The organism is Kitasatospora sp. NPDC093558 (genome assembly GCF_040683475.1).
Lineage (GTDB): Bacteria > Actinomycetota > Actinomycetes > Streptomycetales > Streptomycetaceae > Kitasatospora.
In genome coordinates, this window is the sequence record NZ_JBFBDY010001041.1 from 1 (window position 1) to 1,660 (window position 1,660).

At 72.2% G+C, this 1,660-nt stretch carries 2 protein-coding genes and 1 pseudogene; all 3 read left to right on the top strand.

Translation table 11 applies throughout. The features are described from left to right. A pseudogene (locus AB0O00_RS38250) lies at positions 1 to 444 on the top strand (hypothetical protein); the annotation flags it as partial. 291 nt (positions 445 to 735) lie between these two features. Then, entirely contained in the window at positions 736 to 1,194 is a 459-nt protein-coding gene (locus AB0O00_RS38255) for a nuclear transport factor 2 family protein (RefSeq protein ID WP_363659297.1), read from the top strand. Positions 1,195 to 1,213: 19 nt separating this feature from the next. After that, positions 1,214 to 1,639, top strand: a complete 426-nt coding sequence (locus tag AB0O00_RS38260; protein WP_363659298.1) for a VOC family protein — start codon at positions 1,214 to 1,216, stop codon at positions 1,637 to 1,639. Positions 1,640 to 1,660: the final 21 nt, after the last annotated feature.

The following is a 1,660-nucleotide window of genomic DNA, read 5'->3' on the forward strand; positions in this document are numbered from 1 at the left end:
CCCACCCAACGGGTGCACGGCGACCTGCACCTGGGCCAGGTCCTGCGCGGCCGGAACGCATGGGCGCTCATCGACTTCGAGGGCGAGCCGTCGCTGCCGGTGGCGCAGCGGGCCGCACCGCACCCGGTGCTGCGGGACGTGGCCGGCATGCTGCGCTCCTTCGACTACGCCGCCCACTGGACGGAACACCGGACGGATCCCGCACGCCCCCGCGGGGCGCTGCCGCGCCCGGCCCGCCGGCACCGGTGGGCCGAACGGGCCCAGGACGCCTTCTGCCTGGGCTACGGCGCGGCGACCGGGCAGGACCCGCGCTGCCAGGGGGTCCTGCTGCGCGCCTACACCCTGCACAAGGCCGTCTACGAGGTGCTCTACGAGGCCCGCAACCGCCCCGGCCTGCTGGCCGTCCCGCTGGGCGCGATCGCCCGCCTGGCGGGCACCGGCTGAATGTTGGCCGCCGGGAAACCCCCGCAACTTCGCCAAGTTGCCTCAGTGGCCGCCCAGACGGCCGCACGCCTTGCCCGGCCGGCCGCGCAGCCGATTTAATCTGAACCGCCCGGATTCTGATTCCCGCGAACATGCGCGACATTAGCGAAAAGAATCGGAACCGCTCCGCGGCGGACGAATTCCCGCCCCTTTTCCCCGTGCACCGATCCCGAACGAGCCGCGGCCGCCCCGGAAAGGGGAACCGGCCCGGCGCCGCCCGCAGAATCCACAGCCATTTCCCTGGAGGATGAAATGAGCGACCTCACCGCAGAACGGGTCACCGCCGCCTACGACGCCCTCATGTCCGGCGACCGCGCCAAGGCCGCCGAGTACTGGGACCCGCGGGTGCGGTTCCTGACCCCCGGCAACCACACCTACGCCGGGTGGCACGAGGGCCTGGACGCGTTCATGGACTTCATCGACGTCCTCGGCCGGGCCGCCGGCGGCACGTTCGTCATCGAGCCCGTGACGATCCTGGTCAACGCGGCCGACGGCTACACCGTGGACGTCAACAAGACCTACGGCTCGCGCGCCCACGCCACCGACGGCACCTCCCCCTACGACCGGCTGCAGATCGAGGGCATGCACCTGCTGAAGTGGGAGGACGGACGGATCGTCGAGGGGCGCGGCGCGATCTTCGGCGACGGCCAGACCAACTTCAACCTCTGGTGGTCACCGGTGGGCCCCAACGGCGAGCGCACCGTTGTCTGAGCCCCGGAAAGGCACCCCGATGAACTGGTCCCACGTCGCGCTCAACTGCGCGAGCGTGCCGGTCACCGAGGAGTTCTACACCCGGTGGTTCGGCTTCGAGCGCGCCAACGCGTTCGTCCTCGGCAACGTCCAGATCGTCTTCATCCGCCTCGGCGAGGCCTACCTCGAACTGTTCGGGCCGGCCGACGGGAGCCCGCGGCCCCCCGGCGGCCCGGCCCTGCCGAGCGCCGACGGGCCGCAGCAGCGCGGCACGGCCCGTCACATCGCCTTCCAGACCGACGACGTCGACGCGGTCCTGGCGCGCATGGGCGACGCGGCCCGCGTCACGCTCGGCCCGCTGGACTTCGCCGAGTACATCGAGGGCTGGCGCAGCGTCTGGCTGACCGACCCGGACGGCGTCGTCGTCGAGGTCAGCCAGGGCTACAAGGACGGTGCCGGCACCTGACCGGCCCCCGGGCGCGGCGGG

Coding starts and splice junctions, on each gene's coding strand:
- AB0O00_RS38255 (WP_363659297.1), top strand. CDS start 736: ATGAGCGACCTCACCGCAGAACGGGTCACCGCCGCCTACGACGCCCTC.
- AB0O00_RS38260 (WP_363659298.1), top strand. CDS start 1,214: ATGAACTGGTCCCACGTCGCGCTCAACTGCGCGAGCGTGCCGGTCACC.